The sequence below is a fragment of the Microbacterium salsuginis genome (assembly GCF_012524205.1).
GTDB lineage: Bacteria > Actinomycetota > Actinomycetes > Actinomycetales > Microbacteriaceae > Microbacterium > Microbacterium salsuginis.
In genome coordinates this window covers 730,337-753,652 of record NZ_JABACI010000004.1, presented here as the reverse complement: position 1 = coordinate 753,652, position 23,316 = coordinate 730,337, and the positions used below count along the sequence as shown (strand labels likewise).

21 protein-coding genes are annotated in these 23,316 nt (G+C 67.8%); 9 read left to right on the top strand and 12 right to left on the bottom strand.

Features of this window, described 5'->3' with window-relative positions; all coding sequences use genetic code 11:
• The 6 genes from HF576_RS15270 to HF576_RS15245 are packed head-to-tail and all read left to right on the top strand — an operon-like array spanning position 1 to position 6,574.
• Positions 1-990 (top strand): ABC transporter ATP-binding protein, encoded by a 990-nt coding sequence (locus tag HF576_RS15270; protein WP_168913634.1) that lies wholly within the window; start codon positions 1-3, stop codon positions 988-990.
• The gene (locus HF576_RS15265; protein WP_168913633.1) at positions 987-1,790 is read left to right on the top strand and encodes an ABC transporter ATP-binding protein; all 804 of its coding nucleotides are present in this window, start codon (positions 987-989) and stop codon (positions 1,788-1,790) included. Before HF576_RS15270 ends, HF576_RS15265 begins: the two co-directional genes overlap by 4 nt.
• Before the next feature lie 38 nt (positions 1,791-1,828).
• Positions 1,829-3,448, top strand: coding sequence for an FAD-dependent oxidoreductase (locus HF576_RS15260; protein WP_240948918.1), 1,620 nt, complete (start codon positions 1,829-1,831; stop codon positions 3,446-3,448).
• Complete coding sequence (locus HF576_RS15255) at positions 3,448-4,374, top strand: dihydrodipicolinate synthase family protein (protein WP_168913632.1); 927 nt, start codon at positions 3,448-3,450, stop codon at positions 4,372-4,374. Before HF576_RS15260 ends, HF576_RS15255 begins: the two co-directional genes overlap by 1 nt.
• Positions 4,371-5,924: an arylsulfatase gene (locus HF576_RS15250; protein ID WP_168913631.1), complete on the top strand. Its 1,554-nt coding sequence runs from the start codon at positions 4,371-4,373 to the stop codon at positions 5,922-5,924. The genes HF576_RS15255 and HF576_RS15250 overlap by 4 nt, the downstream gene beginning before the upstream one ends.
• A complete protein-coding gene (locus HF576_RS15245) occupies positions 5,921-6,574 on the top strand; it encodes an alpha/beta hydrolase (protein ID WP_343234301.1) in 654 nt (217 codons plus the stop codon). The genes HF576_RS15250 and HF576_RS15245 overlap by 4 nt, the downstream gene beginning before the upstream one ends.
• 177 nt (positions 6,575-6,751) lie before the next feature.
• Here the strand turns inward: HF576_RS15245 and HF576_RS15240 are convergent, their stop codons facing one another.
• Both HF576_RS15240 and HF576_RS20425 read right to left on the bottom strand, forming a co-directional pair.
• Entirely contained in the window at positions 6,752-7,999 is a 1,248-nt protein-coding gene (locus HF576_RS15240) for a DUF6596 domain-containing protein (protein WP_168913630.1), read from the bottom strand.
• Positions 7,996-8,415: a YciI family protein gene (locus tag HF576_RS20425; protein ID WP_343234300.1), complete on the bottom strand. Its 420-nt coding sequence runs from the start codon at positions 8,413-8,415 to the stop codon at positions 7,996-7,998. Before HF576_RS20425 ends, HF576_RS15240 begins: the two co-directional genes overlap by 4 nt.
• A gap of 246 nt (positions 8,416-8,661) precedes the next feature.
• Between HF576_RS20425 and HF576_RS15230 the strand changes: the two genes are divergently transcribed.
• On the top strand, positions 8,662-9,123 hold the full coding sequence (locus HF576_RS15230; RefSeq protein ID WP_168913629.1) for a hypothetical protein: 462 nt from the start codon (positions 8,662-8,664) through the stop codon (positions 9,121-9,123).
• A 229-nt stretch (positions 9,124-9,352) separates the two neighbouring features.
• Here the strand turns inward: HF576_RS15230 and HF576_RS15225 are convergent, their stop codons facing one another.
• Positions 9,353-9,775, bottom strand: a complete 423-nt coding sequence (locus tag HF576_RS15225) for a DUF2000 domain-containing protein (protein ID WP_168913628.1) — start codon at positions 9,773-9,775, stop codon at positions 9,353-9,355.
• A 49-nt stretch (positions 9,776-9,824) separates the two neighbouring features.
• Here HF576_RS15225 and HF576_RS15220 point away from each other — a divergent pair, with 49 nt between their 5' ends.
• Positions 9,825-10,640 carry a helix-turn-helix transcriptional regulator gene (locus tag HF576_RS15220; protein ID WP_168913627.1) on the top strand — a complete coding sequence of 272 codons (816 nt, stop codon included), beginning with the start codon at positions 9,825-9,827 and terminating at the stop codon, positions 10,638-10,640.
• A gap of 83 nt (positions 10,641-10,723) precedes the next feature.
• On the opposite strand, the gene HF576_RS15215 is transcribed toward HF576_RS15220, so the two are convergent.
• The 7 genes from HF576_RS15215 to HF576_RS15185 form a co-directional block, all read right to left on the bottom strand.
• Entirely contained in the window at positions 10,724-11,350 is a 627-nt protein-coding gene (locus HF576_RS15215) for a phosphatase PAP2 family protein (RefSeq protein WP_168913626.1), read from the bottom strand.
• 336 nt (positions 11,351-11,686) lie between these two features.
• Positions 11,687-13,378, bottom strand: coding sequence for a sulfatase family protein (locus tag HF576_RS15210; protein ID WP_168913625.1), 1,692 nt, complete (start codon positions 13,376-13,378; stop codon positions 11,687-11,689).
• Complete coding sequence (locus HF576_RS15205; RefSeq protein WP_168913624.1) at positions 13,375-15,861, bottom strand: alpha-L-rhamnosidase-related protein; 2,487 nt, start codon at positions 15,859-15,861, stop codon at positions 13,375-13,377. The genes HF576_RS15210 and HF576_RS15205 overlap by 4 nt, the downstream gene beginning before the upstream one ends.
• Positions 15,851-16,696 carry an ATP-binding cassette domain-containing protein gene (locus HF576_RS15200; RefSeq protein WP_168913623.1) on the bottom strand — a complete coding sequence of 282 codons (846 nt, stop codon included), beginning with the start codon at positions 16,694-16,696 and terminating at the stop codon, positions 15,851-15,853. The genes HF576_RS15205 and HF576_RS15200 overlap by 11 nt, the downstream gene beginning before the upstream one ends.
• A gap of 12 nt (positions 16,697-16,708) precedes the next feature.
• Positions 16,709-18,454 (bottom strand): dipeptide/oligopeptide/nickel ABC transporter permease/ATP-binding protein, encoded by a 1,746-nt coding sequence (locus HF576_RS15195; RefSeq protein WP_168913622.1) that lies wholly within the window; start codon positions 18,452-18,454, stop codon positions 16,709-16,711.
• Positions 18,451-19,392, bottom strand: a complete 942-nt coding sequence (locus HF576_RS15190) for an ABC transporter permease (RefSeq protein WP_168913621.1) — start codon at positions 19,390-19,392, stop codon at positions 18,451-18,453. The genes HF576_RS15195 and HF576_RS15190 overlap by 4 nt, the downstream gene beginning before the upstream one ends.
• A 24-nt stretch (positions 19,393-19,416) precedes the next feature.
• Positions 19,417-20,910: an ABC transporter substrate-binding protein gene (locus HF576_RS15185; RefSeq protein WP_168913620.1), complete on the bottom strand. Its 1,494-nt coding sequence runs from the start codon at positions 20,908-20,910 to the stop codon at positions 19,417-19,419.
• Between the two features lie 222 nt (positions 20,911-21,132).
• Here HF576_RS15185 and HF576_RS15180 point away from each other — a divergent pair, with 222 nt between their 5' ends.
• Complete coding sequence (locus HF576_RS15180; protein WP_168913619.1) at positions 21,133-22,134, top strand: LacI family DNA-binding transcriptional regulator; 1,002 nt, start codon at positions 21,133-21,135, stop codon at positions 22,132-22,134.
• A gap of 166 nt (positions 22,135-22,300) precedes the next feature.
• Here HF576_RS15180 and HF576_RS15175 read toward each other — a convergent pair whose 3' ends face one another.
• Complete coding sequence (locus HF576_RS15175; protein WP_168913618.1) at positions 22,301-22,633, bottom strand: VOC family protein; 333 nt, start codon at positions 22,631-22,633, stop codon at positions 22,301-22,303.
• Between the two features lie 65 nt (positions 22,634-22,698).
• Entirely contained in the window at positions 22,699-23,253 is a 555-nt protein-coding gene (locus tag HF576_RS15170) for a P-loop nucleotide/nucleoside kinase family protein (RefSeq protein ID WP_168913617.1), read from the bottom strand.
• Between the last annotated feature and the right edge of the window lie 63 nt (positions 23,254-23,316).

Genomic DNA, 23,316 nt, shown 5'->3' with positions numbered 1-23,316 from the left:
ATGACTGATGCACGGAGCACCGAACCGCCGCTGCTGGAGGTCGAGCACCTGACGGTCGACGTCCCGGGAGCGGACGGTCCCGTGCGCATCATCGACGACGTCTCGTTCTCGATGCAGGCGGGCACCACGACCGGTCTGATCGGGGAGTCCGGGAGCGGCAAGACGATGACGGCCATGGCCGTCCTCGGACTGCTGCCTCCCGGCTCCACGACGGGCGGGAGCATCCGCTTCCGCGGCCGCGACCTGCTGAGCATGAACGAGGACGAACGGCGCAAGGTGCGTGGTCGTGAGATCTCGATGATCTTCCAGGATCCGCTCGCTGCCCTGAATCCGACGCAGCGGATCGGCAAGCAGGTGGGCGAGATCCTCCGCGCGAACGGATCGAGCCGCGCCGAGGCCCAGCGGACCGCCGTCGCACTGCTGGACCGCGCGGGCATCCCCGACCCGGCCGCCCGCGCCGATGACTACCCTCACCAGTTCTCGGGCGGCATGCGCCAGCGCGCGATGGTCGCGCTCGCACTCGCCGGCACGCCGCAGCTGATCCTCGCGGACGAGCCGACGACCGCCCTCGATGTCACCGTGCAGGCGCGCATCCTCGACCTGCTGCGCTCGCTGCGCGACAACGAGGGCACCGCGATGCTCCTGGTCAGCCACGACCTTCGCGTCATGGCACACGTCGCCGACCACCTCGTCGTGATGTACGCCGGCAGAGTGGCCGAGCGCGGGCCCGCGCGCGAGCTCCTGCGACGACCGAAGCACCCGTACACGCGCGCCCTCGTGCACAGCGTGCCGTCGGTCAGCGCGAAGAGCGCGATCGCCGACCCGCTCCCCGGTGCGCCCGCGAACCCTCGCGCACGCCCGACTGGCTGCGCCTTCCACCCGCGCTGCCCGATGGCGCGCGACATCTGCCGCGACGTCGACCCGGCGCTGCTCGAAGTCGGTCCCGGCCGCCGCAGTGCGTGCCACTTCGCCGAGGAGGTGCCGGCATGAGCGGCGCCCTGCTCGAGGTCCGCGACCTCGTCGTCGACTTCAGCCGCAAGCGCCGCGAGAAGCCCGGGGCGCCGCCCGCGCGCCGTGCGGTCGACGAGGTCTCCTTCACCCTCGGCGAGAACGAGACCCTCGCGCTCGTCGGCGAGTCAGGGTCGGGAAAGACGACCGTCGCCCGCTGCGTCGTCGGCCTGCAGCATCCGCAAGAGGGCTCGATGACGTTCGGGGGCACTCCCCTCGACGTGGTGTCGCGCCGCCCCGCCGCCCTCAAGCGCGAGCTTCAGATGGTCTTCCAGGATCCGCGCTCATCGCTGAATCCCCGCATGAGCGTGCGCGCGATCATCAACGAGGTCTGGCGCACCAATCCCGCGATCGCACCTGGGCGTGACCGCGAGAAGGCCCTGGCCGCATTGCTGGACGACGTCGGGCTGGACTCGGGTGTCGCCGATCGTCGGCCGTCCGCGCTGTCGGGCGGGCAGTGCCAGCGGGTCAGCATCGCTCGGGCCCTCGCGATGAAGCCGCGCCTGCTGGTGTGCGACGAGGCGGTCTCGGCGCTCGACGTCTCGGTGCAGGCCCAGATCCTGCGCCTGCTGGTGGATCTCAAGCAGGAGCACGGACTCTCGATGCTGTTCATCTCGCACGACCTCGGTGTCGTGCGGCAGATCGCGGACCGCGTCGTGGTCATGCGCCACGGCGAGCTGGTCGAATCCGGCGACGCCGCGCAGATCTTCGGCGCCCCGCAGCACGAGTACACGCGGAATCTGCTGGCCGCCGCGCTGGATCTGTCCGGCGCGGAGGCATGAGCGGATGCCGCGACATGAGCACGATGAAAGGGAATGCGTTGGCTGAAATCGGGGTCGAGACGTGCGATGTGCTGATCGTGGGAGGGGGACTGGGCGGTGTGGCGGCAGGCTTGAGCGCCGCGCGCAGCGGGCTTCGGGTGATCGTCAGTGAAGAGACCGACTGGATCGGCGGTCAGCTGACGAGCCAGGGCGTTCCGCCGGACGAGCACCCCTGGATCGAGCGGTTCGGGGCGACTCGCACGTACCGCGCCCTGCGTGACGGCATCCGCGAGCACTACCGCCGCTGGTACCCGCTCACGGAGGAGGCGATGGCCGACCCCGAGCTCAATCCCGGCCGCGGACGCGTCAGCCGGCTCTGTCACGAACCGCGGGTCGCGGCATCCGTCCTCGAATCCCTGGTCTCGCCCTACCTGACCTCCGGACGCCTGCGCGTCCTGTACAACCACGCCCCGGTGGCCGCCGACACGGACGGGGACGAGGTCACCGGGGTGACCCTGCGCGGACCCGCCGGCGATGTCACGGTGAAGGCCCGGTACTTCCTGGATGCGACCGAGCTCGGCGACCTGCTGCCCCTCACCGGCACAGAGTTCGTCACGGGTTTCGAGTCGCGCGAGCAGACGGGTGAGCCGAGCGCCGCCGATGCGCCGCAGCCCGACAACATGCAGGCCTTCTCGTGGGTGTTCGCGCTGGAGTATCGCGAGGGCGAGGATCATACGATCGAGCGCCCGGCCGGCTACGACTACTGGCGCTCGTACCGACCTGACTACTGGCCCGGGCCGCTGCTCGGCCTCACCGCTCCGGACCCGCGCACGCTCGAGCCGCTCGAACGTCGGTTCGTGCCGCACGAGAAGGCCGGCGAGGTGGTCGCGGATCAGAGCGTCGATCCCGGCGACCGCGAACTGTGGGCGTTCCGCCGCATCGTGTCTCGCGACGTCTTCGAGCCCGGGTTCTGCGACAGCGAGGTGACGATCGTCAACTGGCCGATGATCGACTACCTCGACGGCGGTCTCATCGGAGTGGAGGACGACGAGAAGCAGCGCCATCTGGACGGCAGCCGCGAGCTGGCCTCGAGCATGCTCTACTGGCTGCAGACCGAGGCGCCGCGCCCCGACGGCGGCCGCGGCTGGCCGGGTCTGCGCCTGCGCCCCGACGTCATGGGAACGCAGGACGGGTTCGCGAAGGCGCCGTACATCCGCGAGTCCCGCCGCATCCGCGCGGAGTACACGGTCGTCGAGCAGGACCTCTCGTACGCCGTCCGGGGCGAGGCCGGCGCGGTCGACTACCCGGATAGCGTGGGCATCGGCATGTACCGCATCGACCTGCACCCCTCGACGGGCGGCGACAACTACATCGACGTCGCGAGCTGCCCGTTCCAGATCCCGCTCGGGGCGCTCATCCCCGAGCGCGTGACCAATCTGCTGCCCGCGGGCAAGAACATCGGCACGACCCACATCACCAACGGGTGCTTCCGCCTTCACCCCGTGGAGTGGAACGTCGGCGAGGTCGCCGGGCTTCTCGCGGCTCACTGCCTCGAGAGCGGACTGACGCCGTCCGGAGTGCGCAACGACGCCGGTGAGCTCGCGCGGTTCCAGGCGCGGCTCGTCGAGGAGGGTATCGAGCTGGCGTGGCCCGATCTGCCGGAAGTGCGGCCCTACTGATGAACGGCACCGAACTGCTGGACGGGCTCGTCGTCCCGCTGGTGACAGGCCTGGACGAGAACGGGATGCCGGATGCCTCCACCAGCACGCGGTTGCTGGACGCGATGGCCGCCGCCGGCGTCACGAAGCTCATGCTGCTCGGCAGCAACGGCGAGGGACCGCTGCTCGCCACGAGCAGCCTCTCGCCGTACGTCGCCCAGATGGTCGCCGCCTGGCGCGAGCGCGTGCCAGACGGAGTCGTCGTCGTCAATGCCACCGCGCCCGCGACGACGGAGGCGCTCGAGCGCGGCGCGATCGCGGTCGATGCGGGGGCGGATGCCGTCGCCCTGTGTCCTCCCTTCTACTTCCGGCACCGGGACGACGAGATCTTCGACCACTACCGCCGGTTCGAACGACTCGGCATCCCGGTCATCGTCTACAACCTGCCCCGCTACACGAGCGAGATCAGCCCGGCCGTCATCGAGCAGCTCGCGGGACTTGCGCACGTCATCGGCGTGAAGGACAGCTCCGGCGACCTCGCCACGTTGGAGCGATTCGTCGCCCTCAAGCAGTCGCGTCCTGACTTCGGCGTCAGCCAGGGCGGTGAGACCGCACTCGTGGCGGGGCTGCGCCGCGGCGCGGACGGCATCGTGCCGGGCACCGGCAATGTGGCACCCGCGCTGTCGCTCCGGCTCGTCGCCGCCCTCCGCGCGGGCGACGACGCCGCAGCAGATGAGGCGCAGCGGATCACGACGGCCCTCACCGGCATGCACGGCATCCGGCCCGGCGTCCCTACGGTGAAGGCCATCCTGGACATGCTCGGCCTGCTGCCGCCGCACGTGGCGCCGCCCCTCGCACCATGCTCGGAATCCGAGCGGAGTGCGCTCGAACAGTTCATCGCCCCGTATCGCTCGGCGCTCCTCGACAGCGGCGGAACGGCCGCATGACCACACCGAACATCATCGTCATCCTCGCCGACGACCTCGGCTTCTCGGATGCCGGTGCGTTCGGCGGCGAGATCGAGACCCCGAACCTCGACCGGCTGGCTGCATCCGGCGTGCGGATGAGCGCGTTCTATGCGACCCCGCGCTGCAGCCCATCGCGCGCGGCTCTGCTCACAGGCCGGGAATCCCACTCCGTCGGCATCGGCATCCTCACGACCGACGACCGACCGCACGGGTATGCGGGATCGTTGAGCCTCGAGGTCCCGACGATCGCCGAGCTGCTGAAGGCTCGGGGATACGCAACGGCACTGGTCGGCAAGTGGCACCTCTCCTCCGACATCTCCGCACCGAACGAGACGTGGCCGACCCGTCGCGGATTCGACGAGTTCTACGGCATCCTCCCCGGCGCCTCCAGCTACTACCGGCCCCCGCTGTACGACGGGGAGCGACGCGTGGATGAGCAGCCGTCCGATGACTACTACCTCACCGACGACCTGTCCCGCCGTGCGGCGGACTTCGTCGGACGATCGGCGCAGCAGGAGACGCCGTTCTTCCTGTACCTCTCTTATACGGCACCGCACTGGCCGCTGCACGCGCGCGAAGCGGATGTCGCGAGCTACCGCGACCGCTACCGCGCCGGCTGGGACCGGCTGCGGGAAGAGCGCGCGGAGCGGCTTCATGAACTCGGCATCACGCCTGCCGTGGACTCGGCGCGCGACCCCGAGGTCTCGGAGTGGACGGATGCTGCGGACCAGGAGTGGGAGGCCGAGCGAATGGCCGTCTACGCGGCGCAGGTCGAGATCATGGACCGCGGCATCGGCCGTGTGGTCGCCACGCTCGAGGCTCACGGCGTGCGCGACGACACGCTGATCGTCTTCTGCTCCGACAACGGCGCGTGCGCGGAGGAGCTGCCGTTCTCGGGACGACGCATGAACCCCGACATCTGCCCGCCGCTCACGCGGGACGGCATCGAGGTCGAGGTCGGGAACGAGCCCGGCATCCGTCCCGGCCCGGAGGCGGGGTACTCCAGCTACGGACGGCCGTGGGCGCACCTCTCGAACGCGCCGTTCCGCCTCTACAAGCGCTGGGTCCACGAGGGCGGCATCGCATCCCCGTTCATCGCGAACTGGCCGGCCGGCGGGATCGCCGGCGGAGCCGTCGCGCACGCACCCGCCCACATCACCGACATCGTGCCCAGCATCCTCGATGCCGTCGGGAATCCTGTCCAGAGGCCCAGGGCGAGCCTGCTCGAGATCTGGAGGGAACCCGCCTCTCGGGATGCTCCGGCGGAGCGGACCCTGTGCTGGGAGCACATGGGCAACGCTGCCGCCCGTCGCGGACGCTTCAAGCTCGTCCGTGAGTACGGCCGCCCCTGGGAGCTGTACGACATAGATGCCGACCGCGGCGAGACGGCGGACATCGCCGCCAAGGATCCCGGGCTCGTCGCCGACCTCGAGGCGGCGTGGCAGCGGTGGGCCGAGGCAAGCGGTGTCATCCCGTGGGATCGCGTGCTCGAGGACTTCCGGCAGCGGGGTCGGGCGGTGCCCCAGTGAGCAGCGCGTCGGTGCACGTCCTGGTGCTGCCGGGCGGGAGCTACGCGATGCATGCGGAGCGCTCGTCGGAGCCGATCGTCGAGTGGCTGGCGTCGGCCGGGGTTGCGGCATCCGTCTTCCGCTATCCCGTCCTGACGCGGCATCCGGCTCCGCTCCTCGCGATCCGGGAGGCCATCCGCGAGACGCGCTCGACAGGCGTCGAGACCGTGGGCGTGATGGGCTTCTCGGCGGGCGGGCACGCGGCAGGCCTGGCCGCCTACGCGCCGGACGGCGAGCGCGACGAGGTGCCCGACTTCGTGGCGCTCGCCTACCCGCCCGTCTCGATGGAGCTCGGCACGCACGGCGCCTCGCGGGTCAACCTGCTCGGCGAGGACGCCGACCCCGCCCTTCGCGCGGCGACCTCGCTCGACCGTCTCGTCGCGCCCGAGGCGCCGCCCACCTTCCTGTGGCACACCGGCGGCGACACTGTCGTGCCGGTCGAGCACGCCTACCTGCTCGCGTCAGCCCTCGCGCGCGCCGGCGTTCCCCACGAGACGCACATCTTCGAACGCGGAAACCATGCACTCAGCCTCGCGCGCGATGCCGGCACCGCCTCGGCGTGGACGGCCCTGTGCCTGTCGTGGCTGCAGTCTCACGGCTGGGCGCCGTGACGGAGCGGGTCGCGAGGTAACGCCCGCGGGTTCCTTCTCCGCTTCGAAGATCAGCGTCTGCGAGCGGCGCGCACGACCACGTCTCGGGCCGGTACGCGGAGCGACGCCCCACCCCACTGGGGAACCGGTGCGCCAGGCGGTGGTGTCGCGCCGGGCGCCGCGCTGACCACGGCGACGTCAAGGACGTGCGCGCTCGGCGAGGTATCGCTTCTCGACGTCGTTGGTGGCGAGCTGCTCGGCGTCCGCGAAGCCCGACCGGGCGGCATCATGGTCGCCGAGCTCGTCCAGCAGATGCGCCCTCACGATCTGAGCTCGGAGGGCCGTCAGTGGGTCAGCGGTGAGCGAGTGCGTGCGATCGAGCTCGTCCAGGAGCGCGAGACCACGCAGAGCACCGAAGGCCCGCGCCACCGCGACGACACGGCTCAGCCGGATCGGGTTGGTCGGCTCGAGACGCTCGAGCCAGAGGTAGAGCGCCGCGATCTGCGACCAGTCCGTGTCGGCCGCGGTCGCAGCGTTCGCGTGGACGGCGCCGATCGCAGCCTGCAGCTGATACGTCCCGACGGCTTCACGCGCCCACGCGGCTTCGATCAGTCGCGTGCCTTCTTCGATCAGCCGTCTGTCCCAGCCCGCGCGGTCCTGATCCTCGAGCGGGACGAGCCCGTCGTCGAGCTGCCGGACATCTCGTCGCGCCTCTGTCAGCAGCATGAGAGCCAGCAGGCCATGGGCCTCCGGATCGTCGGGTCGCGAGCTCACGAGCAGACGCGTCAACCGGATCGCCTCGCTCGTGAGATCCACGCGAGTGAGATCGGGCCCGGCCGTCGCGGTGTATCCCTCGTTGAAGATCAGGTACAGCACCCGCTCGACAGCGGTGATCCGTTCCGAGAGGTCGCCCGTAGCGCCCAGCTCGAATCGCGCACCCGCCTTCTTGAGACTCTGCTTGGCGCGACTGATGCGGGTGGCCATCGTCCTCTCGGTCACACCGTACGCGTGCGCGATCTCGGCAGTCGTGAGACCACCCACGGCGCGCAGGGTGAGGGCGATCTGCGAGGGCGCGCTGAGCGTCGGGTGACAGCACAGGACGAGCAGTTCCAGGCTGTCGTCGCCGTGGACGACGGCTGGTCCGGGTTCGGCGGGATTCACAACGCGGGGGTCGCCGGCGATCCAGTCGTGTTCACGGCGCCGGTCGGCGTCCTCAGAGCGCAGCAGATCGACGAGCTTGCGGTAGCCGACCCTGATCAGCCAGCTGCGCGGCTCGGTGGGAATGCCGTCAGTGGGCCACGTGCGATATGCGGCGAGGAGGGCCTCCTGGGTGGCATCCTCTGCCGCGTCGAAGCGTCCGAACCGGCGGACCAGCGCACCGAGCACCTGTGGCGCCTCCTCGCGGAGCAGGTCCTCGATGCGCCGGCCGTCGGACGGGTGGTTCACGCGAAGTCGTCGCCCATGATCGGACGGATCTCCATGGGCTCGCCGAGCACAGCGACCATCTCGGCGACGATCTCGCGCGCACGCTCGATGCTGCTGCACTCGAGGATGGCGAAGCTGGCGAGCACTTCCTTGAGCTCGGCGAACGGACCGTCTGTCGCGATGACGCCGTCCGCCGTCTTGCGGACCGTCGTCGTGACGGCCGGATGCCCCAGTCCTTCGCTGAGAACGAACTCGCCCGTCTCCCGCAGGCGCGCCTCGAACTTCTGATAAGCGGCGAAGGCATCGAGCGCCTCCTGGCTGGGCGTGTCGGCGGTGGCGGCATCCCACGAATCGGCGGGTGTGTAGCTGAGCAGCAGGAACTTCACGGTTCTCCCTTGCGCTGAGGTGTGCACGGGCAGGATATCGGCGCGCGTCACGCGGACACTCGAAGGAGCGGCGCCATCACGGTGCGTCCTGTTGTCGTGTCGATGGTCATGGTGCCTTCCTTTCTCGACCCCCGGACGGGGGTATCGAAAGACACCACGGAGCCGGCCGCGTCGGATTGACATCGCCGCCGGAATTCGCCGAGCCGGATTCTTCGACCTCGATGTCGAGAACACGATGACGGCTCCGTCGTGACCTGTGAAAGCGGCATCCGGCCGCCCCAATCGATAGGAGATGACATGTCTGACAACACGACGCCCGAGATCGACGGCTACCAGAGCGAGCTCGCGACGCCCAGCACACAGCTGGCCGCGCTGGACCGGCTCGTCGGCGAATGGACGGTCACCGGAGGAGCGCCGGGCCGAGTCACCTACAAGTGGGCTCTCGGAGGGTTCTTCCTCATCCAGGACGTGGACCTGGAGCAGTTCGGTCAGAAGGTGCAGGGCTTCGAAGTGATCGGCAACCTGCACCCGTTTGGAGAGCCGGTCGGCGAGGACGTCGCATCGCGCTTCTACGACTCGCAGGGCAACACGTTCGACTACGTCTACGAGCTCGATGGCGACACCCTCACGATCTGGGCGGGCGCCAAGGGCAGTCCGGCGTACTTCCGGGGCACGTTCTCGGACGACGACCGAGAGATGATCGGCGAGTGGGTCTATCCCGGGGGCGGCGGGTATCCGTCGACGATGAGCCGCGTCTGAGCGTGCGGTCCGGGATCGAGTGGCGCGCGGCGGATCTGGCCCGCGCCACTCGATCGCGGGCGTCCGCGCCCGGCGTGCGGCGACCCGGCTCTCAGCGTGCGGGCTGGTCGAAGATGTAGAACACGTTGCCGCCTGGATCCTTGAACCCGGTGACGCTTCCCGCGCCTGCGGCATCCCTCTCGACCGCGAGCGCGATTCGGGATGCTGTGCAAACACTGGCGTCGAATGCTCAGCGGTGGCGCGCCACACCCTTGAGGATGCGATCCACGGCGTTCTTCGCCCCGTGGATCCCGACACCCACGAGGTCCAGATCAGCGCCGGCCGCCCGCGCCACCACGTCGCGGTTCGCCGAGTCGTGACCGGTGGAGAACATTCCCCGGTCGTAGATCGCGACGCGCAGCTGACGCACCATGGCCTTTGCCCGAACTCCCTGCAGCGTTTCACCATCGCCTTGCAGCACGACAACGGGCTGCCCGAACATGGGCAGATACTCGGCGCCCTCGGCGTCGACGTACGGCTCGCCCAAGAGATCATGCTGGACGGCGACACCGCTTGCAAGAAACGCGGCGACGTTCACCGCCTGCCAAGGCAGCAAATCATCCCGCAGCACCAGGGCGATTCGGGTGGAGAAACGTACGGGCTCGTCGATCATCCTCCGATGATCCGCCCCCTGCAGTCAGTCGGTCTTGTACGTTTCTCGCATGGGTGACGACAACTGGATGCAGGCCTGGCATCCCGCCGTCCCCGGAGTGCGTGAGGTGCTTCATGCCCGCATGACCGATCACGCGTATCCCCCGCATGTGCACGCCGACTGGGCCATTCTTCTCGTCGACGAGGGCGCGGTGGCCTACGAACTCGGCGGCCGGGCACGCATCGCTGACGCGTCGGCCGTCACGCTGCTGCCGCCCGGAGTCGCGCACGATGGGCGCGCCGCACCCCAGAGTTCCGGGTTCCGCAAACGCGTCGCCTACCTCCACGCATCATGGATGCCGGAGGGACGCGCCGGCCGCATCGTGGATCAGCCCAGTCGCATCGATCTCGTCCCCGCCGCCCGCCGTGCGCACCAAGCGTTGGCAACCCCCGGCGAGGAACTCGCGGCAGAAGCGACCCTCCTCGCGCTCGCGTCCCGCCTCGCGACCGACGTCGGCGAGAACCTTCGCGACACGCCCGACGGCACCGTCGCCCGACGTCTGCGCGATCTGCTCGAGGTTCATCTTGTCGACGGCATCACGCTCGCTCAGGCCGGCCGGCTCTTAGGTGCCCACCCCGGTCACCTCGCGCGCGCCTTCGCGACAGAGTTCGGAGCACCGCCACACCGCTATGTGACCAGCCGGAGGGTCGACCTCGCGCGAAGACTGCTGCTCGACGGCGCAACGCCGGCCTCCGTCGCCGTGAAAGCCGGCTTCTACGACCAGGCCCACCTCACCCGGCATTTCCGCAAGGTACTCGGGACAACGCCCGGACGGTTCGCAATTGCACACGGGCAACCGCACGAGGGCTCCCGCGCGCGGCCGTGAACGCTGGCAGCTAGATGCGCACCAGGCCGCGCAGGACATTCTCGCCCATTGCTGGCGTGTCCTTTTCGTCGGCAACGCCGCCCTCAATGAGCGTCCGAGTCGAGGCGGCGAAGCTGCCGGCTTCTTGCGAACCACACCAAGGCGAGGACAGTACCCAGCCCCAGCAGTGCCCCGATCGCCACATCGTGCGAATAGTGGACGCCTTGCAGGACCCGCCCCGCAGCGACGGCGAAAGCGACGACGAGGGCCGCGCCCGCAAGCCAGAGCGACCGAGTAGCGACCGCCAGGACGACCACGGCCCCGAACGCCAGTGTTGCGTGATTCGAGGGCAGGGACCAATCGCCGGCAGGCGGGCACTCGCCGCCCGTCACCCACACGGTGCATGGGCGCGCCTGCGCGAAGACGAGCTTCAGCGATTCGCTGAACCCATATGCCAGCACCACCCCGAAGACGCCGGCGAGAAGCGCAGGTCGATCCACGGGACGCCGGACCCAAGCGAACGCGACTGCCTGGACAGTTGCGGCGGCAAGCAGTATCAAGCCTCCGTCGGATGCCACCTCAATCCCAGGTGCCGAAGCGAATGACGACAGCGCCCGCGTGACGACCACGCTGAGGCTGCCCGGGAACGGGAGCACCACTGCGGCGCAGAGCATGAGCACCAGCGCGACAGCGGAGAAGCGGAAGGAAGCGAAGGACGATGGCGCACGCACATCAACGAACGTAGGTTGAGGTTGCAGGAGAGCACATCCTTCGCCAGATGTACTTCTGCTCCGACATCCGGCTCGGAGCGGCGATGATGCCTCGCGCTACCCGCCGCGAGCGGTGTGCGGCCAACTCGGCTGCAGCCACACACCGCTCACCTCAGCGCTCGGCGCGCATCCGCCTCATGAGCACGAGGGCGGCCCCCGATCGTCGGCAAGAGAGCTCCTACCGGCGCCAACCAGAGTGTCTGGGATCCACCCGTGACCGGGGCGTCCGCGCACGAGCGTGACGATCGACTCCGGTTGTGACCGGACCCGCGTCGCTATCCGCGTCGGTGCCGGCGTCTACACCGGTGCCGCCGTCGGTGATTGCATCGGCACCAGCCGCTCCTTCGGAGGCCAGGCCGGCAGCGCGACTGAGTCGATCGGATCGCTCGGCCGCGGGCCGAGCGCCAGGAGGCTGCGGTCCAAGTCGATGAGCTCATCGTCGGTGAACAGCTCCGCGTCGGACATCGCCAGGAGCCGAAGAGACCGTCGGTCATGAAGGGGGACGTCGGAGCCGAGCACGCCGGGCCGAGCAGCGTCGACGATGGCGCGCGCGGCGGGATCTTCAGTGATCGCCTTGAGCGCCGTGTCGATGCTGAACGCACGGCCGCGTTGAATGGTCGACGCCCACTGCCTCGTCCCGCTGAATCCGAGAGGCTCGTTGACCTCGAAATAATGCCCCAGCCCATCGCGACGCAGGTAGTTGTCACCCGGGAGAAACTCGTCACCGAGACGCGTCAGCCAGCCTGCGAGCTCCCGCTCGAGCCGTTCCTGCACAAAGGCAAGGTCTGGATCTCCACAGCGGTTGCGCAGCTGGAACGGGTCGTCGACGTTGTCGTACAGCAGCCAAGGCCCGTGGATGCTGCGTATGTAGGTGTACTGACCGTCCCGTACGCCGCGGTACTCCGCCAAGCCGGCCCGGCGCATGCTCGAGTAGGCCACAGGAGCGCTCAGGAACGCGGTCGTCGGTCCCGCATCCGGATGCGACAGGTCGATGCCCGACACGGTGTCGGGGACCGGCAGCCCGGCGAACCCCAAGAGCGTCGGCATGAGGTCCGGGCTGTTGAACAGCTGAGTCGAGCGGGCCGCCTGGCGCGTAGGCGTCCGGATGAGCAGCGGCACCCTGACGGCTTCCTCCCAACCGGTCAGCTTGTGCTCGAGACCCTGCGACCACAGCATGTCGCCGTGGTCCGAGGTGAAGACCACGATCGTGTTGGTCGACTGGACGCCATCGAGGAGACGACCGACGCATTCGTCCAGAGCGGCGATGTGCGCGTAGTAGCCGCGCAGATCGTGGAGGGCGCTGTCCGCCGCCCATTCCGGGACGTTCGGGGGGACCTGGATGTCGGCGTCCTGATAGAGCTGGCGGAATCGCTCCGGCGCAGTCTGGAGCGGGAAATGGGGCGGACCGTAGGAGAGCATCAGGAAGAACGGCTCGCCGGCTTCACCGTCCGAGATGAAGCCCAGCGCATCGTCCGTCTGCGCGAACGCGTCGTATCCGTCCCAGTGCCTCTTGGTCGTGTCGTCACCGGCGTAGTACGCGGAGTGGTTGTAGTCGTGCGTGCACTCCAGGGCCTTCCAATACTCGAAGCCGTGACGCGACTCGACAGGAATGAAGGCGTCCCGGCGTTCGAATCGACCGTCCGGGCTGCCGTACAGGTGCCATTTGCCGATGTACCCGGTGCGGTAGCCGTTGTCGCGGAACGCTTCGGCGAGCGTGGGTCCCGTGGGACGAAGCTCGACGTCGTTGATGTACACCCCGTGCTCGAGGGGATACTGGCCCGTGAGAAAGCTCGCCCGGGCGGGACAGCAGATCGGCTGTCCGGAGACGGCCTGCGAGAAATTGATGGCTTCGGACGCGAGCCGGTCGATGTTCGGAGTCCGGGCGTGCTGGTCGCCCGCGTAGCCCACGTTGTGGGCGCGCCACTCGTCGGTGAGGATCACGAGCACGTTGGGTCGTTCAGCACGCGTCTCGGTCAGATCGTCAGTCATGTGCGTCCTTCCGTTCGCCCTGTCGTCGCCCGCGGTTCAGGAACGCTCGTGACGAGGGCTCCAGTGGCGAGGTCTATCCGATGCGTTCCGGCTGCACGCTCCACGCTCTGACCGTCCCATGTCTTGATGACGACGGGCAGCGGCGCGTCGACGCGCAGATGACTCCCCCTCACCTCGACGGACAGGAGTCCGCGATGAGTGGGAACGTCCGCCGTCGTCCAATCCGCCTGACCGGGCACCGGCTCGATGAGGTACGCGTCACGCGGGAGGTCCTGGGGTCGGATGCCGAGGACGTGCCGGACCAGGTCGCTGGTCGGGGTGCTGCTCCATCCGTGTGCCGGGGTGCCCCATTCCCAGCACTCACCGAATGTGTCGTAGCCGTCTTCGAGGAAGGTGAGCCACCGACGCAGAAGGCCGGGGATAAGGTCCGCACGACCGGCCTTCGCGACCGCCTCGTGCACGACGGACGAGAAGAACGGCTCGGCCCGCACGATCTGCCGGTTCACATCCCAGTCGACCCGCTGCACGCCGTCCGCCCGATCCTGGATCTTCCGATCCAGCGGGACCGTGGGAGACGCGCTGTTCCATCCGCGAGTCACGAGGGCGTCCTCGTCGGTCAGACGGAGAACTATCGGTTCGAGCCGGTCCGGAGGGACGACACCGGCGACGATCGCCGCAGCGTTGGCTGCTTGCGACACGGCCGGCTGCTGGCATCCGTCGACAATGTGGTCGACGTACAGCTGTCGGTCGCTGTCCCAGAAGCATTCGAACGCCGGGGTGATACGCGCCACCAGATTGCTCGCGCGGCGCGCGTTGCCGTGATTTCCCACCCACTCGCTGAGCTCGGCGAACTCCGCCAGCCCGCGCGTCCAGAGCGCCGTGAGGATGGCGCTCTTGCCGGTCGTGAAGACGCTCGACCAGTCGATGATCGCCCATTCCGGGACATCCGTCAGCACGCCGTCGGGCGTCATGTACTGTTCGAACCACGTGAGCATGCGCTCGGCTGTCGGCAGCCGCGCGCGAATAAACTCGGCCCGCTTGGACGTCCGCGCGTACAACCAGACGGCGTGCAGCCAGTGCAGAGACCAGTCCGGGATCGAATAGCGCCCGGCTGATTCGATGTCGCCCGCGACCGACATCGGCAGCATGCCGTCCGGACGAGGCGAGTCGCTCATCTCGAGGTGCCGTTCAATCAGTCGCCAGTCCTCATTGGCCACGAGCTGCACTGCAGTATGCACCACGGCGTCGCCCACCCAGGCGCGCTGCTCCCGAGTGGGGCAGTCGGTGAATGCGTCAACCGAGTTCAGGTGCACGGTGCGTCGACCAGCACGCCATAGCCGCTCCAGGTCGGCATCACTGGAGGAATATGAGGCGCCGCCCGATATGGGGTAAAGATGCTCGTGCACGCGTAGCTGCTGGATCGTCACGGCGCCGCGGAGCGGGGGTGTGGCCAGCACCGCGACGATACGAAGACCGTTGGTCTCGAGGGCTCGAAACCGGCCGCGGCCACCGGACGCGATGACCCGCGCGCCGGCGACCGGTAGGTATCGCGTCTTGGACGGGTCGAAGCTGCGCTCGAGGTAGGCCAGATCCAGCACCGTCCCTTCCGGCGCCTCGAAGTCGAACTCGACGAATCCCGAGAGCACCCTCCCGAAGTCGAAGGTCCAGAGGATCGGATCGGCTGGCCCGGTCGATTGCTCAGGCCCCTGCTCATCTCTCCACTGGGCCGCCGCCGAGAGTGCTCGGTGGACCGTGTCGACCGGGGTGTGCTCGTCCACGGGACCGGGCCGCGTCACCCGAGCGACGTCGGGCGAGACGACCGCACCTTCAAGCGGTGCCATCCCCCGCGGACGGAGGGCACCGTACGGGTACACCGGCGGACGCGATCGCCGGGAACTGCCCGGGTGCGTCGCGTGCGCCGAACCGACCGGCGCGAATCCCGCGGATGCGGCAGGCGCCGTCTTCCAGGCGTCGTTCAAGAGTCGTTGATCCAGGATCTCGATCGGAAGGGCGCCGAGCAAACCCCGCGCAGGCGTCGTAGACCATGCGTCCAGTGGCTGCGCCAGCCAGTCGCCTCCGGTCGACAATCCAGGCTGGTCGCTCGGAGCGTCGACGACGAGGGCGGCGCGAGTTCCCAAGCCGTCCACGGCCCGCGAGCGCTGCCAGATGGCGTTCTCCGAGCCGTAGAAGGTGACGAGCACAGCCACGACGTTCACTCCGACGGTCAGATCCGGTGCGATGTCGTATGAGTCGAAGGTCCATCGATACGGCTGGCCTCTGACCGGACCCCGGCCGATCTCCCGACCGTTCACCCACAGGACGTACCGCGAATCGGCACTGATTCGAATCGGCAATGACGTGGGAGTGGTGGCCAGATCGACGCGGGTGCGAAATGCGACACGGTGCAGTCGCGATCCGTCCACCGACTGCGGAGCCCCCACCCAGCCACCGCGCCAGCTGGCCCGGTCTCCCTCAAGCTGCATGGTGATGCTGCTGCCCTCCCTGCGCCCGCAGCTCGAGGCGGGCTCGCCGCCGCCGCTCCTGCTCGGCGGGATCAGTGACGGGGGTGGCGAGAAGAAGTTCACGAGTATAAGGATGTGTCGGGCTGGAGGTGACCTTGACCGTGCTGCCGGTCTCCACGATCTCGCCGTGCCGCAGCACCGCGATGCGATCGCTGATGTGGCGTACAACGCCCAGGTCATGGCTGATGAAGAGATACGCCACGTCCGTGCGTTCCTGAAGCTCACGCAGCAGAGCCAGAATGCGTGCCTGTGTCGACACGTCGAGGGCGCTCGTCGGCTCGTCGCACACGATCAGTCTCGGACTCAACGCCAGCGCCCGTGCGATCGCGATCCGCTGCCTCTGTCCGCCCGAGAACTCGCTGGCCAATCGCCGACCCGCGTCCGCGGGGAGCTGCACGCTGTCAAGCAGCTGCTGCACCTGTCGGCGCGCATCTTTGACGCCACGTGCGAGCAACGGCTCGCTCAGAATGCTCTCGACTGTCATGGCGGGATTGAGCGATGAGTAGGGATCCTGGAAGATCGCCTGCAGTCCGGCGGTGTGTGGGCGACGCTGGCGGCGCGTCATCCGAGTGACATCCACACCGTCGAACCGCACCGTTCCGCGAGAGACCGGCGCGAGCCCGAGGAGCGCGCGGCCGATCGTGCTCTTTCCCGAGCCCGACTCCCCCACCAAGCTGAGGGTCTCGCCCTCGTTGATGACGAGGTCGACGCCGCAGATGACTTGTTTGGCGCTGCTGCGACCCCGCAGACGGTACTCGACGTGGAGGTCTTCGACCTCGATGACCGGTTCCGGCACCCTCTCTCCTCCCTACTCGAGTTCCGACGCCGCGCGCAGCAACTCGCGCGAGTACTCGGCCTGCGGGCCGCCGAAGAACTCTGTCGTCGGCGTGTTCTCCACGATGCGCCCATCTCTCATGACCGCCACTCGATCGCAGATGTCGGACACGACTCCGAGATTGTGGGTGACGAGGAGGACGGCCAGACCCCGCTCGTCGCGCAGCTCCCTGATCAGATCCAGGGCTTCCGCCTGCACTGTCACGTCGAGTGCCGTCGTCGGCTCGTCGGCGATGATGAGCTCCGGATCTCCGGCGACGGCGCCCGCGATCAGGACGCGCTGCGCCATCCCGCCGGAGATCTCGTGCGGGTATTTACGGACGACGTCCTCGGCGTCTTCGATGCCGACGCGTCGGAGGAGACCGATGATCCGGCGCCGCGCCTCGGCCTTCGGCATCCTTCGGGTCGCGAGCAGCCAGCGCTGCATCTGCGTCCCGATCGTCATCGCCGGGTCGAGATTCGTCATCGGCTCCTGGGGGATGTATGCGATCTTCGTTCCCCGCACGGCACGCAGGCGATCTTCGTCATCGAGGATGCTGACGCCCTCGAACAGCACGGAACCCCCGAGGACGATGGCGTTGCGCGGCAGCACGCCGAGCACGCTGAAGGCCGTCTGCGACTTGCCAGATCCCGACTCGCCGACGAGTCCGACGATCTCGCCTCGGCGGACGTCGAGGTCCACCCCGCGCACCACCTCTCGGTGCTCGTCGCGGTTCGTCGGGTACGCGACGCGGAGTCCGCGAATGCGGAGCGCCAGGGCGGGATCACTCGGTTCCGGACCCGTCGGGAGCGGAGACGACGCCGAGCGCAACCCTCGCAGCGCTCGCCGGCTGAGGGTGACTCGCTTCGACGCGGGATCCAGCGCGTCTCGCAGAGCATTGCCGAGAAGGACGAAGGCGAGCACCGTGATCGTGACGACGAGGGCCGGCCAGAGGACCCCTGTCGGTGCGACGTAGATGTTTCGGAATGCGAAGTCGAGGATCCCGCCCCACGACGGCTCGCTCGGGCTGCCCAGCCCGAGGAACTCCAACGCGGCCTGGATGCCCACCGCCGCGCCGAGAATGAAGGCGCTCTGGATGATGATCGGCGACCGCACCGCGCGCGCGACGTGTCGGAAGATGATACGCACGTCACTGAGACCCGAGATCTTTGCGGCGTCGATGTAGAGCTCCTGTCGCACGCCGGCGACGACGCCCGACACGAGCCGGTAGAAGATCGGGGCAACCATGAAGCCGTAGATCGCCATCGCGAGCAGAATGTTGGGGCCGATGACGGCGTACAGCGCGATCAGCAGGACGACCCCCGGGAGGGCGAGGAGGACGTCGGAGACCCAGCTCGCGACCGTCTTCGCGGGACCGCTGTAATACCCGGCGAGAAGCCCCGAGACACCGCCCACCATCACGGAGACCACGAGCACGGTGATACTCGCCAGCAAGGTGCCGCGGGTCGCCCAGATCAGCCGTGAGAGCACATCGCGGCCCGCGGAGTCGCCCCCGAGGATGTACTCCGTCGTGAAAGGCGGAGCGTTGGTCAGTTCGACGCGCGTGGCGTTCGGGTCGAACGGGGCGATCGACGGCGCGAAGATGGCCACCAGCACGATTGCGGCGAGGATCACCAGAGACACGATCCCCAACGGATTTTTCAATAGGCGCCGGAACGGATGCCGGATCTCGGCGCGCGACGCGACGATCGGCACCGGCGTGACGACGGCTTCGCTCATCGCTGCCTCACTTTCGGGTTGAGGGCAGCATTCGCGAGGTCTGTCGCGAGGTTGACGATGACCACCACGACGATGATGAACAGGACGCACCCCAGGACGACGGGGATGTCGCCGAGCAGGGAGTTGGTCACTGTCAGTTCTCCGACGCCCGGCAGCGAGAACACGCGCTCGATGACGACGACGCCGCCCATCAACACGATGATCTGCAGACCGAGGATGATGATGCCCGGACCGGCCGCGTTGCGGAAGACGTGCCCGAAGACGATCGCACGGGGCCGCATGCCCCGAGCGCGGAGGGTTCGGACGAAGTCCTTCTCCATGACATCTTTGACGGCTCCGCGGAACTGCTGGGATGCGGGACCCACCGATGCGATCACGACGGCCGTGACCGGGAGGATCAGGCTGAGTGCCCACGCGGCGGGGTCTACTTGGAAGGGGACGAATCCGGTCGCCGGGAAGAGTCTTGCTCCCACTGCGAGCGTCATGACCAGGACAATGGCGACGATGAAGTTCGGAATCGCCGTTCCGATGAGCGCGACGATCTGCAGCGCCCGATCGATCCATCCACCTGCGACAGCGCTCGCGATTCCGAGGAGCGCGCTCAGGACCGCGGTGAGGAGCATCGCGATCCCGACCAGCGCCAGAGTCACCGGAATGCGGTTGGCCATGATGCTCGTGACAGCTTCACCCGTGTAGTAGCTGACCCCGAGGTCGCCGCGCAGGACGCCGAGCATCCACTCGGCGTACTGCGCCACGACCGGACGGTCCAGACCGAGCTCAGCAGCCTTCGCGTCGACCTGAGCCTGACTCGCGTCGACTCCGAGGATGGTTCGAGCGATGGCGCTGCCGTTGCTGGAGATCAGCACGAACGTCACGAACGAAACACCCAGCGCCAGCAGAAGGCTGAACGCGACTCGCCTGACGACGAAGGTCAACATCTGGACATACCTCTCGCGTCGGACCTAATTGAATGACTTCAGCTGCGGGATCTGGAAGTACGGGTCTGGGGTCCCGTCGACTGAAACGCCTCCCGACGTACCGAAATATGCATTGCGGAGCGTCCACGGCACGAACCAGGCGTTGTCGACCACGTACTGATTGATCTTCCGCAGCGTCTGGGTGAGATCGTCACCCTGCGCCACCTGCGCCGCATCGGTGAGTGCCTTCAGCTCTGGCGTGGTGTTGTTCATCACATTCCACGTCGCGCTCTCGCTGATCTCCTGCTCGACGCCCCACAGGCCCGAGGACAGCGGCATGCTGATGTAGGTCATCGGGAACCTGCCGCTGAGCAGTTCCTGCACGGCGGTCGCGCCAGCGATCGGTGTCTCGGTCACGGTGATCCCGATCTCGGCGAGCTGTTGAACGATCAGGGGGTTCGCCTGGTCTGTCTGGGGTGTCCTCGAGGGGATCTCGATGGTGAAGCCGTCTGCATACCCGGCGTCGGCCATCAGCTCCTTCGCGGCCTCGATGTCGTACGGGTAGGCCTCCTCCAATTCGGGGTCGTAACCCTCAGCGTGCGGACCGAACATCTGATTCGTCGTGTCGACACGACCCTGGAAGAGACCGGCAGCGATGCCTTCTCGATCGAAGACCATGTTCATCGCCCGCCGGACCTTCGCGTCCCGCAGTGCCGGAACGGACGTACCGTCGCGATCGAAGATGACGATGCCGTTTGTGGCGTCCACCCACTCGGTGATCGAGAGGCGGGATGCCTCTGCCTCGGCGACGGTCTCGGCCGACAGCGTCGCTCCGTCCACCTGTCCCGTCTTCAGGGCGTTCAGTCGAGCAGTGACGTCGGACATGATGTTGACGACGATCTTCTCGTACGGATACGCGTCGGCGTTCCAATAGTCATCTCGCTTGACGAAGGTCATCACCGACCCACTCGTCGATGCCGCCCCGTCGAACGTGTACGGCCCGGAGCTCACCGGGACGGAGTCGACATCCGTCGAAGCGATCGCGCCGGGAGAAGCGACGATGCCGGGGCTCAGGCACATGTAGGTCGCGAGCAGCCCCCGGGGGGCGGGCGACGTCAGGATGACCGTGCGGTCATCCGGGGCCTCAACAGTGATTCCGGCAACGCGCACGGCGCCGGAGCCCCCGCCCGTCTGCATGTGTTCGATCGACGCCTTCACGGCAGCGGAATCCACGGCGCTGCCATCCTCGAAGGTCATGCCCTCCCGGAGCGTCATGGTCAGCTTCGTGTTGTCGTCGGTGAATTCGAACTCCTCCGCGGCTCCCGGCCCGACAGACCCGTCTTCGTTGCACGTCAGCAGCGTGTCGTAGACGGCGGTCCACTGCCAGATCCCGTCGAACGCGCTCGTCTGCATGGCCGGATCCCACGATGCCATCGCTGTGGAGCTCGCCAGCCGGAGTTCCGAGTAGTCCTTCGCGGCTCCCGATCCAGACGACGCGGCACCGGTGCCTCCGCTGCACGCCGCGAGTGAAATCGCCATCAGGGCCGCCGCTGCGGCGGTGAGTGCTCGCCGCCCTCGGCGCGATGCCACAGTCTTCATTCGATACTCCCTTGTAGTCGAGTGCGATCGGCCAGGCCGTCGAGGCGCCGGTCCACCCGGCAGGGAGTCACTTTAGCCTCGAATCACTTAATCGTGCAAGCGGACAACGTAATCGGTTAAGCAATCCTCCCTTCGCGGGCACCCTTACGACACACTGGGAGCATGAACGAGGACGAAGCGATCGCGGCAAAGCCGCGTCGAGCGACGGTCGCGGACGTCGCGGTGCGCAGCGGCGTGTCACGGGCCACCGTCAGCTACGTCCTGAATGATGTCGCCGGCCAAACGATTCCCGAGAAGACGAAGAATCGCGTCAGGGCAGCGGCCCTCGAACTCGGCTATGTGCCCAGCGCCGCGGCGGCATCCCTGCGCCGCGGTCATTCTCGAATCGTTCTGCTGGTCACGGACTCGTCGCTCGCAGGCTTCGTCACGCAGCCCTTCCTGACGGCCATCGCCGAGCGCCTTATCGAGGGCGGGTACGTCCCTGTCACGCACCAGTTCGCGACGAATGACGCGTTGCGTGCGTTGGTTTCCGAGATCCGTCCTTTCGGCGTGCTGGCGTTGACAGCGCTCTCACCGGAGCTTCTGAATGCCTTTCGCGAAGCGGGCGTTCCGAACGTCTACTCCTCAACCCATGGTGATCCGACGTTTCCGCGACCATGGGAAGAGGAGATCGGTCAGCTTCAGGCAGACGTGCTGATCGACGGGGGAGCTCAGCACCTCATCTACGCCGCGCCGCGCCGAGACAACCCCCGCAGGGTCATGGCAAACGCTCGAGAGCTGGGGGCATCGAGATCCGCCGCAGATCATGGGCTGGCCACTCCCACTCACATCTCGCTCGGGTTCGATCTCGACCGCGCGATCGAGGCATTTCGATCGGCGATCGATGCTGACCGGATCTTCGGCGTGTGCGCGTTCGACGACGAGATCGCCGGTGTGGCCCTGGCAGCAGTCCAGCGATTGGGATTGCGCGTGCCGGATCAGGTTCGGGTGATCGGAGTGGACGATGCCCCGTTCGCCGCGTTCTTCACCCCGCCGTTGACCACCATCGCCATTGACGGCCATAACACCGGCTGGACGCTCGCCGACCGGTTCCTCAACGGCAAGACCGACCGCGAGAACATCTCGCACGCGTTGGCGAGCCTCATCCGACGGGAGACCGCATAGGCTCGAGATGGCGCGAGGACGGTGACGGCCGCCGATCGATCCCCTGGGTCGGGCGGCTGATCTGAGTGAGGTGCACGCCCAGCGCGTGCATCCTGTCGAAGACCACACGCTCGAGTCGCCGACGTCGTTGCACCGTAGGCCGAGTCGCCCCTGATAGACCTCGCCCTCAGCGGGCGGGCTGATCGAAGATGTAGAACACGTTGCCGCCTGGGTCCTTGAACCCGGCGACGCTTCCCATGCCTGCGGCATCCCTCTCGACCGCGAGCGCGATTTCGGGATGCTGTGCGACCCACTCGTCGAGGCTCTCGACCAGATACATGGGCCCCGCCGGCTTTCCGGATGTCGAGAGCATCACCTGACCCGCGCGCCCGGGAAACCACAAGCCCACCGATACATCGCCGTCCGTCCACGCCTCCTCGAAGCCGAGCACATCGACGTAGAAATCCACCGAGGCACCCAGGTCGTCGACGGGCTGATAGAGGAATCGGAACTCCGTCATGGCGCCATGCTAGGACAAGGGTGCGGGTCGGTTTCGGCGTCATCCGAATCCGAGAAGCGCTCCGCTCAGTCCGGATACCGCGGCAGACGATCCACGGGGCTCAGCGCGAAGGTGCCGATGATCAGCTCCGCGGCGTCGGCAGGCGTTGTGCGATCCGTGTCGATGGTCAGATCGGAGGGCGGGAGTTCGATGATCGACTGTTCGGCTCGCAGCCGGCGCAAGGTCTCGACGCTGGCGAGTTTGGCGAACTCCTCCCTGCTCGGCAGCGTGACGCGACGCTCCTGCTCCTGCGGACTGACCTTCAGTTCGACGAAGTGGATGCGGCCGCCGTGTGCTTCGACGGAGGATCGGACCCGCTCCGAAAAGCCAGCCCCCACCGTGGGCTCCGGCGCGAAGGTGAAGACGGTGGAGATGTCGTTGCGGGCCGCCTCTTCGAAGGTGGCCAGCCAGAACTGCTCGCGGAGGGCGACGAACGGCGCCGTACCGAAGGTGAAGACGGAGGTGAGAGCGTCGACGATCAGGTGGTTGTGGAAGACCGCAAACCCCGACTTCGCGCCGAGCTCTCTCGCTACGGTGAGCTTTCCGGCGGCCGCGCCGCCGTGGAGAAACACGAGGTCCATCCGCAGAAGCCTAACGGCGGCGGGTGCCGGCGACCTCTGTCGCCCATCCCGCACAACCGTGTC